Annotated in this window: 14 protein-coding genes; 10 read left to right on the top strand and 4 right to left on the bottom strand. The window is 64.1% G+C overall.

Annotated elements, in window-relative coordinates; genetic code table 11:
- Positions 1–125: 125 nt before the first annotated feature.
- From DTX69_RS06195 to DTX69_RS06180, 4 genes are all read left to right on the top strand, one after another.
- On the top strand, positions 126–1,382 hold the full coding sequence (locus DTX69_RS06195; RefSeq protein WP_119300638.1) for a sarcosine oxidase subunit beta family protein: 1,257 nt from the start codon (positions 126–128) through the stop codon (positions 1,380–1,382).
- The gene (locus DTX69_RS06190) at positions 1,383–1,658 is read left to right on the top strand and encodes a sarcosine oxidase subunit delta (RefSeq protein WP_119300637.1); all 276 of its coding nucleotides are present in this window, start codon (positions 1,383–1,385) and stop codon (positions 1,656–1,658) included. It begins immediately after the preceding gene.
- Entirely contained in the window at positions 1,655–4,603 is a 2,949-nt protein-coding gene (locus tag DTX69_RS06185; RefSeq protein WP_119300636.1) for a sarcosine oxidase subunit alpha family protein, read from the top strand. Before DTX69_RS06190 ends, DTX69_RS06185 begins: the two co-directional genes overlap by 4 nt.
- A gap of 103 nt (positions 4,604–4,706) precedes the next feature.
- Complete coding sequence (locus DTX69_RS06180) at positions 4,707–5,129, top strand: aminomethyltransferase family protein (RefSeq protein ID WP_162916737.1); 423 nt, start codon at positions 4,707–4,709, stop codon at positions 5,127–5,129.
- Here DTX69_RS06180 and DTX69_RS06175 read toward each other — a convergent pair.
- The 4 genes from DTX69_RS06175 to eutB are packed head-to-tail and all read right to left on the bottom strand — an operon-like array spanning position 5,126 to position 8,818.
- Positions 5,126–5,617 carry an Lrp/AsnC family transcriptional regulator gene (locus DTX69_RS06175; protein WP_119300634.1) on the bottom strand — a complete coding sequence of 164 codons (492 nt, stop codon included), beginning with the start codon at positions 5,615–5,617 and terminating at the stop codon, positions 5,126–5,128. The two genes, DTX69_RS06180 and DTX69_RS06175, sit on opposite strands and share 4 nt — an antisense overlap.
- Positions 5,617–6,801, bottom strand: a complete 1,185-nt coding sequence (locus DTX69_RS06170) for a M24 family metallopeptidase (RefSeq protein ID WP_119300633.1) — start codon at positions 6,799–6,801, stop codon at positions 5,617–5,619. Before DTX69_RS06170 ends, DTX69_RS06175 begins: the two co-directional genes overlap by 1 nt.
- Positions 6,802–6,815: 14 nt before the next feature.
- Positions 6,816–7,811 carry a cyclodeaminase gene (locus tag DTX69_RS06165; protein WP_284735582.1) on the bottom strand — a complete coding sequence of 332 codons (996 nt, stop codon included), beginning with the start codon at positions 7,809–7,811 and terminating at the stop codon, positions 6,816–6,818.
- Entirely contained in the window at positions 7,808–8,818 is a 1,011-nt protein-coding gene (gene eutB / locus DTX69_RS06160; RefSeq protein WP_119300632.1) for a hydroxyectoine utilization dehydratase EutB, read from the bottom strand. Before eutB ends, DTX69_RS06165 begins: the two co-directional genes overlap by 4 nt.
- Before the next feature lie 208 nt (positions 8,819–9,026).
- On the opposite strand from eutB, the gene ehuB reads away from it, so the two are divergent.
- The 6 genes from ehuB to doeB all read left to right on the top strand — a co-directional run bounded on the left by ehuB (position 9,027) and on the right by doeB (position 13,878).
- Entirely contained in the window at positions 9,027–9,905 is an 879-nt protein-coding gene (gene ehuB, locus DTX69_RS06155; RefSeq protein WP_119300631.1) for an ectoine/hydroxyectoine ABC transporter substrate-binding protein EhuB, read from the top strand.
- Positions 9,906–9,985: 80 nt separating this feature from the next.
- Positions 9,986–10,714 (top strand): ectoine/hydroxyectoine ABC transporter permease subunit EhuC, encoded by a 729-nt coding sequence (ehuC, locus tag DTX69_RS06150; protein WP_119300630.1) that lies wholly within the window; start codon positions 9,986–9,988, stop codon positions 10,712–10,714.
- Positions 10,714–11,382, top strand: coding sequence for an ectoine/hydroxyectoine ABC transporter permease subunit EhuD (gene ehuD / locus DTX69_RS06145; protein WP_119300629.1), 669 nt, complete (start codon positions 10,714–10,716; stop codon positions 11,380–11,382). Before ehuC ends, ehuD begins: the two co-directional genes overlap by 1 nt.
- Positions 11,379–12,167, top strand: coding sequence for an ectoine/hydroxyectoine ABC transporter ATP-binding protein EhuA (gene ehuA / locus DTX69_RS06140; protein WP_119300628.1), 789 nt, complete (start codon positions 11,379–11,381; stop codon positions 12,165–12,167). The genes ehuD and ehuA overlap by 4 nt, the downstream gene beginning before the upstream one ends.
- A complete protein-coding gene (locus DTX69_RS06135; protein ID WP_119300627.1) occupies positions 12,164–12,856 on the top strand; it encodes a GntR family transcriptional regulator in 693 nt (230 codons plus the stop codon). Before ehuA ends, DTX69_RS06135 begins: the two co-directional genes overlap by 4 nt.
- A 23-nt stretch (positions 12,857–12,879) precedes the next feature.
- Entirely contained in the window at positions 12,880–13,878 is a 999-nt protein-coding gene (gene doeB / locus DTX69_RS06130; RefSeq protein WP_119300626.1) for a N(2)-acetyl-L-2,4-diaminobutanoate deacetylase DoeB, read from the top strand.
- Positions 13,879–14,255 lie beyond the last annotated feature (377 nt).

Genomic DNA, 14,255 nt, shown 5'->3' with positions numbered 1-14,255 from the left:
CCACTTTGGTCCAAAGTGGCAGCGGACCGCAGAAGATTCCACTATCCAGCACCGCGCCTTTAGCTGCTTTTTCCGCCCCGGGAGTGCGATGAAGGGCGGCATCGAATTCGCTGCATAAAGGCCCCATGTCGCGCTATTCCGCGCTCGCGCTCCTGAAGCATGCCATCACCGGCCGGCCCTGGCCGCGCGCGTGGCGCGATCCCGCCCCGAAGGAGCGCTACGAGGCGATCATTGTCGGCGGCGGGGGCCATGGGCTCGCAACTGCTTACTATCTTGCGAAGGAGTTCGGCATCCGCGATGTCGCCGTGCTGGAGAAGGGCTATATCGGCTCCGGCAATGTCGGGCGCAACACCACCATCGTGCGCTCCAATTACATGTTGCCCGGCGCCACCGAGTTCTACGACTTCTCGCTCAAGCTCTGGAATACGCTCGCCCATGACCTGAACTTCAACGTGATGTTCAGTCCGCGCGGGCAGATCCTGCTGCTGCATTCGCCTGATGCGCTGGATTCGGCGGCGCGGCGCGGCAACATCATGCGACGTCACGGGATCGCGGCGCGGCTGCTGGATCGTGCGGCGATGCAGGAGCTGGTGCCGCACCTCGACTACCGCCCAACAGCGCGCTTTCCGATCTGGGGCGGGCTGATGCAGCCGACCGCAGGCACCGCGCGCCACGATGCGGTGGTCTGGGGCTATGCCCGTGCCGCATCGGAGCTTGGTGTCGACATCATCCAGAATTGCGAGGTCACCGGGTTTGTGCGCCAAGGCGGACGCATCACGGGGGTCGAGACCAGCCGCGGCCGGATCATGGCGGCGAAAACCGGCATCGCGGTCGCTGGTCATACCTCGCGCCTGGGCGAGATGGCGGGACTGCGCCTGCCGATCGAAAGCCACCTGCTGCAGGCCTTTGTCTCCGAGCCTTTGAAGCCGCTGCTCGACTACGTGATCGGCTTCGGCGGCCATGGCCACTTCTATATCAGCCAATCGGACAAGGGCGGCATGGTGTTCGGCGGCGACCTCGACATGTACAACTCTTATGCGCAGCGCGGGAACTTACCGGTGGTGCGCGATGTCGCCGCGCTGGCGGTCTCGCTCATGCCGTGCCTCGGGCGCGTGCGCCTGCTGCGGCATTGGGCGGGCGTCATGGACATGACCATGGACGGCTCGCACATCATCTCCAAGTCGCCGGTCGACGGGCTCTATCTCAATGGCGGCTGGTGCTATGGCGGGTTCAAGGCAACGCCGGCCTCCGGCTGGTGCTTTGCGCACCTGATGGCGCGCGACCAGCCGGACCCGCTCTCCGTGCCGTTCTCGCTCGATCGCTTCGCCCGTGGCGCCATCGTCGATGAGGCCGGTTCCGGTCCGACACCCAGGCTGCACTGAATGCTGCGCATCAATTGCCCCTTCTGCGGCGAGCGCGACCATAGCGAGTTCACCTATGGCGGCGATGCCAATATTGCCTATCCCGAGCTGTCCGCCCCACTCGAGGCGTGGATCGAGGCCGTCTATGTGCGCTCGAACCCGAAAGGACCGCATCGCGAGCGCTGGCAGCACAGCGATGGTTGCCGCCTGTGGCTCATCGTGGAGCGCGACACGCTGACCCATGCCATCACGCGCGTCGAGCCGGCGCGCACTGCCATCCCCGGGCTGATGAAATGACCGGATTTCGTCTCAAGAGCGGCGGCGCCATCGACCGCGGCAAGCCGCTCGGCTTCTCGTTCGATGGCCGTACGCTGCACGGATTCCGTGGCGACACGCTGGCCTCCGCGTTGCTGGCCAATGGCGAGCGCCTGGTCGCGCGCAGCTTCAAATATCACCGGCCGCGCGGGATCATGAGCGCAGGAATCGAGGAAACTTCTGCGCTCGTGACGATCGGCAGCGGCGCGCGCACCATCCCAAATACGCTGGCCTCGACAGAGGAACTCGTAGAAGGCCTGGAGGCGCATAGCCAACATTGCTGGCCGAACCTACGGTTCGATCTGGGCGCGATCAACCAGCTGTCCGCGCGACTATTCAGCGCCGGCTTCTACTACAAGACCTTCATGGGACCCGGGAACAGCCCCAAGAGCTGGCTGTTCTACGAGCGTTTCATCCGCCGCGCTGCGGGATTGGGCGTCGCCTCGCGCGAGCCCGATCCCGACCACTACGAAAGCTGCGAGGCTTCTTGCGATCTGCTGGTGATCGGCGCCGGTCCGGCCGGAATCGAAGCGGCGCGCGTTGCGGCAGAGGCTGGCCTGGATGTGATCCTGGTCGAGCGCGATTTCGCCCTTGGCGGCGGCTTGCTGCAAGAGAGCGAAGCGATTGAGGGTATCAATGCGCGTGGCTGGCTTTTGACGCGGGAGCGCAGTCTACGCGGAGCGTCGAATGTGCGGGTCCTCAGCCGCACCATGGCGTTCGGTCTCTACGACCATGGGGTCGCTGGTCTGGTGGAACGGCTGCAGCCGGCCGCCGGGGTGCGCGAGCGCTTCTGGATCGTGCGTGCCAAGCGCATCGTGCTCGCTGCGGGAGCACTCGAACGGCCGCTGATCTTCGGCAACAACGACCGACCCGGCGTGATGCTGACCTCGGCCCTGCGCGCCTACGTCAATCGGTGGGGGGTGGCGGCGGGCACGCGCATCGTCATCGCCACGAACAACGACTCGGCGTACGCCGCAGCCTCTGATATCGCGCGCGCTGGCATCGCGACGATGCTGCTTGATGCACGCGAGGATGTTTCGGGGCCGCTCCCGGAGATGGCAAAGAGCGCCGGCGTGGAGCTGCGCTTGGGCGGTGTCCCAGTGCGGGCCATCGGCCGTCAAAGCGTCCGCGCCCTGGAAGTTGCGAGAATCGATGGCAAAGCCGGCGAGACCATAGACTGCGATGCCATGGGCATGTCGGGGGGCTGGTCGCCGACCCAGCATCTCTTGAGCCAACGCGGCGTCAGGCCGGTCTGGAACGAGACGCTGGCCGCCTTCCTCCCAGGCGAAGCGCGCGAGCCGGTCCGCTGCATCGGCGCTGCCACGGGCATCTGGCGTACCGATGATTGTGCGCGATCCGGCCGGGCTGCGGGCGCGGAAGCGGCGCATGCGCTCGGCCGCAGCGCGCCGAAAGAGGATTTCCCAGCGCCGGGCGGCTGGGACTACCCGATCCGCCCCTGGATCTTCGGCGGCATCAAGGGCAAAGCCTTCGTCGACATCCAGAATGACGTGACGTTCGGTGACGTGCGCCAGGCCTGCCACGAAGGCTATGACGCGCCGGAGCTTCTGAAGCGCTACACCACCCTCGGCATGGCAACGGATCAGGGCCGCACCTCTGCTGTCAACGCGCTGGCAGTGATCGCCAAGCTGCGCGGTGGGCCGCTCGATGCCATCGGGACCACGACCTTCCGCCCACCGTTCGCGCCGGTCTCGATCGGCGCGCTCGCAGGCGCGGAGCGCGATCAGCATCTGCTGCCGACCCGCCGTTCACCCATGCATGATGCGCTGGTCACGCAGGGTGCACGCATGCTGGAGACGGGTTTGTGGCTGCGTCCCTGGTTCTATCCACAAGGGACCGAAACCGTCGATGAGGCCTATCTCCGCGAGATGCGCCTGGTGAGGGAAGCCGTCGGCATCTGCGACGTCTCGACCCTGGGCAAGATCGCGGTGCAAGGCCCCGACGCGGGCGAACTCCTTGACCGCGTCTATGTGAACGCTTTCAAGTCGCTGGCAATCGGCAAGGCGCGCTACGGCGTGATGCTGCGCGACGACGGCATCGTAATGGATGACGGCACGTCATGGCGCCTCGGCGAGCATGAGTATTTCATGACGACGACGACCGCCAATGCCGGCAAGGTGATGGCGTGGCTGGAAGAACTGCTGGAGATGCGTTGGCCGGACCTGCGCGTCGCGGTCACGTCTGTCACGGATCAGTGGGCCGGCGCCTCGGTGGCCGGGCCATTGGCACGCGATCTGTTGCAGGCGCTGGTCGCAGATCTCGACTTCAGCAACGACGCATTCCCGTTCATGGGTGTGCGGGAAGGATCGTTCAATGGTGTACCGTGCCGGATCGCGCGGATCAGCTTCTCCGGGGAGCTCGCCTACGAGATCTATGTCCCAGCGGATCACGGTCAGGAACTCTGGCGGGCACTGCTGGACGGTGCCACGGCGCGCCGCGGCGGTGCCTATGGATTGGAAGCCTTGGGTGCGCTCAGGATCGAGAAGGGGCATGTTGGCGGACCGGAGCTGGATGGACGCGCCACTCTGGACGATCTCGGCCTCGGGCGCATGGCATCGACCAAGAAAGCGTTCATCGGCGGCGTGCTGCGCACACGGCCGGACCTGCAACGCAAGGACAGGCCGCAGCTCGTCGGTCTGGTGCCGGTCACCAAGGGCGAGATCTTCAAAGGCGGATCGATCCTGTGCGAAGGGGGCAACGAAACGGGGCACGGCTTGGGCTGGGTCACGTCGGTGACGGAAAGCCCCTCGCTCGGCCACTGGGTCGGAATCGGACTGCTGAAGGGGGGCCTCAGCGAATGGGGCGGGCGGACCTTGCTGGCGGATGATCCGATCCGCGGCCGCCGTACCTTGGTGAAGGTCGTGGCGCCGCACTTCCTCGATCCGGAAGGGAAGCGCCTCAATGGCTGACCGCAACTCATCCCTGTTGCATAGCAAGCCGGCTCCCGCCCTTTCGCATCGGCACTGCGCCATGTTGCTGCAATATCATGCTTGGCCGGATCGCTACGCAGAGATGGCGAAGAATCTGGCCATGCATTGCGAGCTGCCCGCGCCGCCGCGCCCCGGCAAGGCTGCTTGCGGCGCACGGGCTGCATTGCTGCGCGTCCACCCGCAGCGCCTGTGGCTGCTCGCCGATCGCGGCACGGCACACGACCACCCGTCGATCGGCGCTGATACCGGTGCCATGCTGGACCTCTCTTACGCGCGGACCATCATTCACGTCGAAGAGCGCATCGTGAGCCCGCTGCTGAGCCGCTTCGTTGCGGTCGATCTCCGGCCGCAGCATTTCGCTGTCGACGACATCGCGCTGACGCCGCTGCACCGCGTGAGTGTCGTGCTGTGGCGGCGAGCAGATGGGATCGACGTTCTGGTGCCACGCAGCTTCGCCCGCTCGATCTGGGACGTGCTGGCGGAGGCGGCCACGCGACTGAATTAGTCGGCAGCACGCAACCGCTCCAGCGGCGGTGGGCTGTCTTCCTTGATGGCCTTGGTGACTACGTAGGTATAGTAGCGCTTGAGCCCGATGCCCCTTTCGAGCAACCGGTCGACCAAGCGCTGGTAGGTATCGACGTCCTTCACCATGACCTGGATCAGGTAGTCGATGCCGCCACCCACCGACCAGCACCCGGTGATCTCCGGAATCTGCCTCATCTCCGCTTCGAAGCGGGCGAAATCGGCCGCGCGGTGGCTCTCCAGCTCCGCTTCCATGAACACCATCGTGAGGCCGAAGCGCTTGAGCGCGATCTTGGCGCGATAGCCTTCGATCAGCCCGATCTTCTCCAGCCGCTTCAGCCGGCTCCAGCAGGGAGTGGGCGAAAGGTTCACCCGCTCCGCCAATTCGGTCTTGGTGATGCGGCCTTCCGTCTGCAGGATCGCGAGGATCCTGAGATCGCGCTCATCCAGCTTGAGGCCGCCATTCTTCATCAATCGATCACGATCAGATGGCGCGCCACGTCGCACAGACGCTCGCCGCCCTTGTCGGTAACGACGAAGGATTCGGAAATCGCGACACCCCAGTCCTGCAGCCACAGGCCGGCCTGGATATGGAAGCACATGCCGGCCTGCAGTTCCGTCGTGTCACCCGGCCGCAGCGAAACCGTGCGCTCGCCCCAATCGGGTGGAAAGGAAAGGCCGACGGAATAGCCGACCCGGCTCTCCTTCTTGAGGCCATTCCGGCGCAGCACAGCCTGCCAAGCCGCTTCGACCTCTTCCGCGGTTGCGCCCGGCTTGGCCATGGCAAGGCCGGCGTCGACCCCCTCGACGGCAACCTTTGCCACGTCCAGGATCCCGGCCGGCGGCTTGCCGAGATACATCGTGCGGGTCAGCGGCGCATGATAGCCGCGGCGGGACCCCGCGATCTCCAGCATGACGAGGCCGTTGTCGGGGAGTGGCGCGTCGGACCAGGTCAGATGCGGCGTGCTGGTGCCTTCGCCCACGGGCAACAAAGGGCAGATCGCGGTGTAGTCGCCGCCGAATCCGTTCATGCCCATCGTCTGGGCATGGTAGATGTCTGCGATCACGTGGTTCTGCGGCACGCCGGGCTTCATCTTGGCGATCGCCGCATTCATCGCGCTGGTACAGATGCGTCCCGCCTCGCGCATCAGCTTCAGCTCTGCCGGCGATTTCACCAAGCGCGCCCAGTTCACCAGATCGCCGTTGTTGGAGAATTTGGCGTTGGGCAGGCCCTTGGTCAGATGCGCATGGCAGCGTGCCGTGTAGTAATGCGCATCCATCTCGACGCCGATGCGCGCCTTGTCCCAGCCGCGCGACTGGATCAGCTGCACCAGCTCATCATAAGGATGCTCGACCTTGTGCTGCACCAGCCGCTCGGAGAACGGCACGATATTGCGGTCCGGCAGATCGGTGGTGACGCGCGCGCACTTGGCATCCTGGGCGCGGCCGAACCAGATCGGCCATTCCTCTTCCACATGCACCAGCACGCATTGCGGCACATAGAAGGACCAGCCGCTGAACCCGGTCAGCCAGCACATATTGGCGGGGTCTTGGGCTATGATGAGATCGAAGCCGGCTGCCTGCATGCGCCGCTTGGTATCGGCAACGCGCTTCGCGTATTCGGCCTTTTCGAAGGGTTTGTCGTAGATGGCCATGGTCACTTTCTCCTTCAGGCCTGAATGATGGTGCCGCTGCCGGCCTTGCGCGCTGCTGCCAGTGCGTAGGTCGCGATGGCGGTATCCTGCGCGCCGGTGCCGGTCAGATCGCAGACGGTGATGTCCTCGTCCGACTTGCGCCCGGCTTTGATGCCGGCGATCACTTCGCCGAGCTCGGGTGGATCGATGCCGAGGAGATGGCCGGCTTCACGTGCGGAGCGCAGTTCGCCGAGCTTGGCGCTCTGGGAAACGCGATCGCACACGAAAAGCGTGGCGGCCTTGACTGCTGCCGGCTCGATCTCGTTCTTGCCGGCCTGATCGGAGCCCATCGCCGTGATGTGCAAGCCGGGGTGCAGCCACGCGGCCTTGAGGATCGGCTCGCGCGCCGCTGTCGTCGTGACGACCAGCTGGCTTTCGCGCACCAACGCGGCGGGATCGTCGATTGCTTTAGCCTCGACGCCGGTCGCGGCGGCGATGTCGCGTGCGCAGGCCGCTGCCTTGGCTGCGTCGCGGCCCCACACCAGGACCTTGGAAAAGGGGCGCACCAGATGGGCCGCCTGGATCTGCAGTCGCGCCTGCACGCCGGTTCCCATCACGCCGGCGACCCGCACCTCGCGCGGCGCCAAATGACGCGCGGCAACGGCGCCGGCCGCGGCAGTGCGCACGTCGGTGAGGTAGCCGTTGTCCAGCAGCAGCGCATCGACCAGTCCGGTCTTGGCAGAGAACAGGATCATGAGGCCATTGAGGCTGGGCAAGCCGATCTTGGGATTGTCGAAGAAGCCCGGGCTGACCTTGATGGCAAAGCCGTCGAAGCCGGGAATATAGGCGGTCTTCACATCGACCTCGCCGTGGGCATCGGGGATTTCCATGGACAAGATCGGCGGCATGATGACCTTGCCGCTGGCCAAGGCGCGAAACGCCTGTTCGACGATGTCGATGGCGTCACGGTTCAGGTGCACACATGCGCGCAGGTCGCGTTCGGTCAGCACGAAGATATCGCGCAATTTCACCCCCTAATCACTTGATCGCCGATCTTGACCGGCTGGCCGCCGGCGATGGCGAGGAATTGGTCCGGATCGACATTGTGGCCGCTGATGATCATGGCGGCCGGGCCATTGAGTTTCAGCTTGCCCGCGATCAGCGCCGCCGGTCCGACAGCGGCTGCTCCTTCGGTGACCAGCTTCTGATCGCCAAACAGGGCCTGCATGCCGCGATAGATTTCTTCTTCGCCGACCAGGATCGTCTCGTCCACCAGCGCGCGGCAGATCGGAAAAGTCCACCGGTTGGCGAGGCCGATTCCGCCGCCGAGCGAGTCGGCGAGAGAAGGAACCTCTGTCACGTCGACAGGCCGGCCGGCCATCAGGCTTTCGTGCATCGCCGCGCCGCGATCCATCGACACGCCGATGATCCTGATGTCCGGCTTCAACGCTTTGGCGGCGATCGCGATACCGCTGATGAGTCCGCCGCCGGACAGAGGCACGATGATTGCGGACAGGTCCGGTCGATCGTCCAGCAGCTCGAGCGCGATCGTGCCTTGCCCAGCGATCACGTGCGGATGGTCGAAAGGCGGGATGTCCGTTAGCCCGTCGCTGCGCACCAAACGATCGATCTCCGCCTGGGCGGCGTCCTGGCTGTTGCCGATGCGCTTGACTTCAGCACCGAGCAATTGGATCGCGCGCACCTTGGCATCCGGCACCAGCGCGGACAGGCAGATGGTAGCGCGAATGCCGGCGCGCGCTGCGGCGTAGGCGACAGCGCGCCCATGATTGCCAGTCGAACAGCAGCCGATCCCGCGCCGCTTCTGCTCGTGATCGAGGCGGCTCACCGCGTTGATCGCACCGCGCAGCTTGAAGGCACCGATCGGCTGCAGGCTCTCGAGCTTCAGCAGCACCTCGCGGCCGGCCAAGGCCGAGAGGCTCGGGGCCGTGATCAGAGGCGTACGCAGGGCTAGCCCCGCGGTCGCGTCGCGCGCGCTGCGGATGTCGGCAAGGCTTGGCGCGGTCTCAGGCAGGCTCATGCGTTAATGTATACATCGCCAGGAGTGTCCGGACTGCTCTTGGAGAGAAATCCGCTAAGACACTCAAAGACTAGCGCGGAACTTGCGCAAAGAAAAGATAAGATGTATACAACTATCTAAGAAAGGGTTTTCCGGGCGGGGGCGCTGGTCAAACCTTCCCGGGGCCGACACAGCAAAAACATGCGACCAGACAACAGAGGAGGAAAGCATGAATCACGAGTTGAGGGTCACGCGGCGCGGCCTATTGCAATCCGCCATCGGCTTGGGCGCGGGCATTGCGGCGCTCGGCGCCGGCGCCCGACTGGCGTTCGCGGAAACCACTTTGGAGCGGGCGAAGGAGCAGGGCTTCATCCGCGTGGGTTTCGCCAACGAAGCGCCCTTCGGCTATGCGACACCCGATGGCCAGCTGACCGGCGAAGCGCCGGAGGTGGCCAAGGCAGTGCTGGCGAAGATCGGCATTCCCCAAGTTGATGGCGTGCTGACCGAGTTCGGTTCGCTGATCCCGGGCCTCAAGGCCGGCCGCTTCGACATCATCGCGGCAGGCATGTTCATCAATCCCAAGCGCTGCGCCGAGATCGCGTTCTCCGAGCCGTCCTACGGCATCGGACAAGCGATGCTGGTGACCAAGGGCAATCCCAAGGGCGTGAAGGATTTCTCCACCTTTGCCAGCAACAAGGACCTGAAGCTCGCGGTCATGTCCGGCGCGGTCGAGGTTGGCTATGCCAAGGATGCTGGTATCCCGCAGGGTCAGCTGCTGGTCCTCCCCGATCAGTCGAGCCTGCTTGCGGCGGTGCAGTCCGGCCGGGCCGACGGTGCCGCTTTGACCGCGCTCTCGATCGCCGACATGGCGAAGAAGGGCGAAGGCGTAGAATCCACCACGCCGTTCGGTGAAGTGGCCGGCAAGTCGGTAAAAGGCCATGGCGGCTTCGGCTTCCGCAAAGAGGACAAGGACCTCCTTGATGCCTTCAACGCCGAGCTGAAGAAGTTCATCGGCTCGCCGGAGCATATCGCGCTGGTGACGCCGATTGGCTTCGGCAAGGACTACTTGCCGAACAAAACGACGGAACAGCTCTGCAAGGGCGAGTAGGCTGAAACGGGGCGGGCCTTTGGTCCGCCCCGCATCGCTTCGCGAACCCACCCCCTTCCCGTAGGCCGAGGATCATCGCCATGGGCATGTTCTCGCTCAGCGCAATGTTGGTGGCGGCGTTGATCGCAATCGCGATCATGTCGCTGTTCGGGGACAACGCCCTCTTCATGTCCGGTCTGTTGCAGGGTGCCTGGCTGACGGTGCAGATTACCTTGCTCGGTAGTCTCCTGGCGGTGATTATGGCAACTACCGCCGCCTTGTTCCGGCTCTATGGTGCGCCGCCGCTGCGCTGGCTGGCCGTCACCTATGTCGAATTCTTCCGCGGCACGTCGGCCCTGGTGCAGCTCTTCTGGCTGTTCTTTGTGCTGCCGCTCTTCGGCATCTCAATGGATCCGTTCTCCGTTGGCGTGCTCGGTCTTGGCCTTAATATCGGCGCCTATGGCGCGGAAGTGGTGCGCGGCGCAGTCCAGGGCGTCCACCGCGGCCAGTGGGAGGCGACGACGGCGCTCAACATGACACGCTGGCAGGCGTTGAAGCGCATCATCCTCCCGCAGGCCTTCGTCGCGATGATCCCGCCCTGGGGCAATTTGTTCATCGAGCTGCTGAAATCGACGGCGCTCGTGTCGCTGATCACCATGAGCGACCTCACCTTCCGGGCGAAGACCATCAACGACACGACGATGCAAACCATTCCGATCTTCACCCTGGCGCTTCTGACCTATCTGGTGATGTCGCTCACCATCACGATCGGCATGCGCTGGCTGGAGCGCGCGTCCTTACGCGGCATGGTCCGCGGGCGGGGGCGATAATGAGCGCTGACATCTGGAGCTGGAGCTATACGCTCGAAATCCTGCCGATCCTGGCCAACGCCGCGATCGTCACGATTGAGGCCACGCTGATCAGCTTCGTCATCGCCCTGGTATTGGGCCTTGTGCTGGCGGTACTGAGGATGAGCGGGGCGGTGATCGGCTGGTTCGCGTCGGCCTTCGTCGAGCTGGTGCGGTCTACACCGCTGCTGATCCAGATCTTCTTCATCTTCTTCGTTCTGCCGCGCTTCGGCATAACGCTCGACGCCTTCACCGCCGGCATCATCGCGCTCAGCCTGCATTACGGCTGCTATTGCTCCGAGGTCTATCGCGCCGGGCTCGAGGCCGTGCCGCGCGGCCAGTGGGAGGCCTGCACGGCGCTCAACTTCAGTTCCTGGAACACGTTCAAGAACATCATCCTGCCCCAGGCGATCCCGCCGATTGTGCCGGCGCTGGGCAACTACCTGGTCGCCCTGTTCAAGGACACGCCGCTGCTTTCAGCCATCGCGGTCGCGGAGCTGGTGCAGACGGCCAAGAACCTGGGGTCGGAGAACTTCCGCTACAATGAGCCGATGACAATCGTCGGGCTGACCTTCCTGGTTCTCAGCCTGGTATCCGCGGCCGGGATTCGCTGGCTTGAACAGCGGCTCAATCGAAGGAGCGTGCGATGAGCGCAACAACCAACCATCCGATGGTGCGGTTCGAGGGTGTCACCAAGCGCTACGGCGCACTGACCGTGCTCGACGACCTCAACCTCGAGGTCGGTCGCGGGGAGAAGGTGGCGATCATCGGTCCCTCCGGCTCGGGCAAGACCACTGTCTTGCGAATGCTGATGACGCTCGAGCGGATCGACGGCGGCGTGATCTGGGTCGACGGTGAGCCCATGACCCATATGCAGAAGAACGGCCAAATGGTTCCGGCGGAACCGAAGCATCTGCGCCGGGTGCGCTCCAAGATCGGCATGGTGTTCCAGCACTTCAACCTGTTCCCGCATATGACCGCCTTGGCGAATTGCACCGAAGCGCCGATGACGGTGCTCGGCCTGCCGCGCCGCGAGGCCGAAGAGCGGGCTGCCGAGCTGCTGAACATGGTCGGCCTCGGCGACAAGAAAGGGCACTATCCTGCACAGCTATCCGGTGGTCAGCAGCAGCGCGTGGCCATCGCCCGGGCTCTCGCCATGCGGCCCAAGATCATGCTGTTCGACGAGGTTACTTCGGCTCTGGATCCGGAGCTGTGCGGCGAGGTGCTGCAGGTTATCCGCAAGCTGGGCAGCGAGCATGACTTGACCATGCTGATGGTCACGCATCAGATGGGGTTCGCCAAGGAATTCGCAGACCGAGTCTGCTTCTTCTACCAAGGCAAGATCTGCGAACAGGGCGAGCCCAAGGAGCTGTTTACCGCGCCGAAGAACGAAAGAACCCAGCAGTTCTTGCGCGCCGTCCTGGAGGCGGTATGAGCACCTATGACGAGAACCTTGAGCGCCCGCTCAGCATGTCGCGGGAGCGGTTCGAGCGGATCTATAAGGCGATCCGCGACCGCATCTGCCTGCTCGAATACCAGCCTGGCGAACGCCTGGCTGAGGAGGAGTTGGCACGTGAGTTCCATGTCTCGCGCACACCGATCCGCCGCGTGCTGTCGCGGCTCGAAAGCGAAGGGTTGCTCGAAAGCCGCCACGGCGTCGGGACCTTCGTCACCGATGTCGATATTGATTCGCTGGCGCAGGTGTTCCGGCTGCGCATGGAGCTAGCGGAGCTGATCGGCAAGCTCGACCCGATCCCGCGCAGTGAAGAGGATCTGGCACGGGTGCGATCCTTGGTGGCACGGTGCGACAAGCTGCTGAAGAAGCCAGATCCGAAGGCGTATGCGCGACTCAACATGGACTTTTTCCAGGAGCTGGGCGCGATGGTCGGCAACGCGCCGCTGCGCGAAATTTCCGAGCGGCTCTATTATTTGACGACGCGGATCTGGCTGAAATCGGTGCCACACCTGAACCTGCCGGATGAGATCGAGGTGTTCCGGCGCGAGATGGCCGACATCCTACAGGCGATGGAAGTCGGCGATCTGGAGGCGGTGGGCCATATCCGCCGCAGCCACATTTCCATGAGCGTCAAGCGCATGAAGCGCTATCCGGACGGCAAGGAATAAGATCGGGCACAGGAGTTGAGAGTATGGAGAAGCGGGCCAATCCCATCTCCGCGACCGTGGACTATGAACGTGACGGCCTGCAGCACGGCTTCCTGCGGCTGCCCTACAGCCGCGACGATTCCGCCTGGGGCGCCGTGATGATTCCGATCACCGTGGCGAAGAATGGCAAAGGTCCGACCGTCTTGTTGACCGGCGCCAATCACGGTGACGAATATGAGGGGCCGGTTGCGCTGATGAATCTTGCTGCATCGATCGATGCGTCCGTACTGTCCGGGCGCGTGATCATCGTGCCGACGATGAACTATCCTGCCTTCCGCAGCGCCACACGCACCTCGCCGATCGACAAGGGCAACCTCAACCGCGTGTTTCCGGGCAAGCCGGACGGTACCGTGACGGAAAAGATCGCCGACTACTTCCAGCGCACGTTGCTGCCGCTGGCGGACGTCGTGCTCGACATCCATTCCGGCGGCAAGACGCTGGAATTCGTGCCGTTCTGCTGCGCGCACCGGCTGCCGGATCGCGATCACCAAGCCCAGTGCGTCGCAGCGATGAAGGCGTTCAACGCGCCTTACTCAATGATGCTGCTGGAGATCGACAATGTCGGCATGTATGACACCGCCGCGGAGGAAATGGGGAAGGTCTTCATCTCGACCGAACTCGGCGGCGGCGGCACGACCAGTGCGAAAACGGTTGCGATCGCCAAGCGCGGCGTGCGGAACTTGCTGATACATGCCGGCATTCTTGCTGGCAAGATCGAAACTGAATCCTCGACCATGCTCGATATGCCGAGCGGCGAATGCTTCACTTTCAGTGAGCAGGACGGCTTGCTCGAGCCCAATATCGATCTCGCCCAGCCGGTTCGTAAGGGCGACGTCATCGCGCAGGTCTGGCCGGCCCACCGGACCGGCGCGCCGCCGACTCAATATCGCGCCGCCATGGATGGCATCCTGGCGGGCCGACATTTCCCAGGACTGGTGAAGTCCGGGGACTGCATTGCGGTCACGGCGCAGGTCGTTTCCTGAGCGATCCGGGCCCTGGAGCTCCCCGGCTCACAACCGTGCCGCGTGCCAAAGGCGCTCTACAGATAGCAGCTCACCCTCCGGACGCCCTACCTTGGGCCGCTTGGATGGCCATCCTTTCCCTCGCGCCCCGCTCAAATCGCTTTACGGTGGCAAAAACCTGCGCTTGCACCGCGTAATCCCATCTCGCCCAATCCAGTGATTGGGCCCATGAAACGAATCATTGGGCCCGTCCAGAGAATTCGATCTTTCGGCCAAGGTACGCAAACGCCGTTGCGTTGTCCTTAAAGTGGTTCCAAAATGTCATCACAGTGACTGCGGAACCTCGTGCGCTGGCTCCGCATCCTCACAAGGTGAGGACGGTCGCCAGCAGAAACACA

It is taken from the genome of Dongia deserti, assembly GCF_003574735.1.
GTDB lineage: Bacteria > Pseudomonadota > Alphaproteobacteria > Dongiales > Dongiaceae > Dongia_A > Dongia_A deserti.
The sequence above is the reverse complement of the archived record's forward strand: the minus strand, read 5'-3'. Positions and strand labels throughout refer to the sequence as shown.

Bases quoted from the DNA above. Each gene is read 5' to 3' on its own strand.
- DTX69_RS06195 (WP_119300638.1), top strand. From the start codon at position 126: ATGTCGCGCTATTCCGCGCTCGCGCTCCTGAAGCATGCCATCACCGGC.
- DTX69_RS06190 (WP_119300637.1), top strand. From the start codon at position 1,383: ATGCTGCGCATCAATTGCCCCTTCTGCGGCGAGCGCGACCATAGCGAG.
- DTX69_RS06185 (WP_119300636.1), top strand. From the start codon at position 1,655: ATGACCGGATTTCGTCTCAAGAGCGGCGGCGCCATCGACCGCGGCAAG.
- DTX69_RS06180 (WP_162916737.1), top strand. From the start codon at position 4,707: ATGGCGAAGAATCTGGCCATGCATTGCGAGCTGCCCGCGCCGCCGCGC.
- DTX69_RS06175 (WP_119300634.1), bottom strand. From the start codon at position 5,617: ATGAAGAATGGCGGCCTCAAGCTGGATGAGCGCGATCTCAGGATCCTC.
- DTX69_RS06170 (WP_119300633.1), bottom strand. From the start codon at position 6,801: ATGGCCATCTACGACAAACCCTTCGAAAAGGCCGAATACGCGAAGCGC.
- eutB (WP_119300632.1), bottom strand. From the start codon at position 8,818: ATGAGCCTGCCTGAGACCGCGCCAAGCCTTGCCGACATCCGCAGCGCG.
- ehuB (WP_119300631.1), top strand. From the start codon at position 9,027: ATGAATCACGAGTTGAGGGTCACGCGGCGCGGCCTATTGCAATCCGCC.
- ehuC (WP_119300630.1), top strand. From the start codon at position 9,986: ATGGGCATGTTCTCGCTCAGCGCAATGTTGGTGGCGGCGTTGATCGCA.
- ehuD (WP_119300629.1), top strand. From the start codon at position 10,714: ATGAGCGCTGACATCTGGAGCTGGAGCTATACGCTCGAAATCCTGCCG.
- ehuA (WP_119300628.1), top strand. From the start codon at position 11,379: ATGAGCGCAACAACCAACCATCCGATGGTGCGGTTCGAGGGTGTCACC.
- DTX69_RS06135 (WP_119300627.1), top strand. From the start codon at position 12,164: ATGAGCACCTATGACGAGAACCTTGAGCGCCCGCTCAGCATGTCGCGG.
- doeB (WP_119300626.1), top strand. From the start codon at position 12,880: ATGGAGAAGCGGGCCAATCCCATCTCCGCGACCGTGGACTATGAACGT.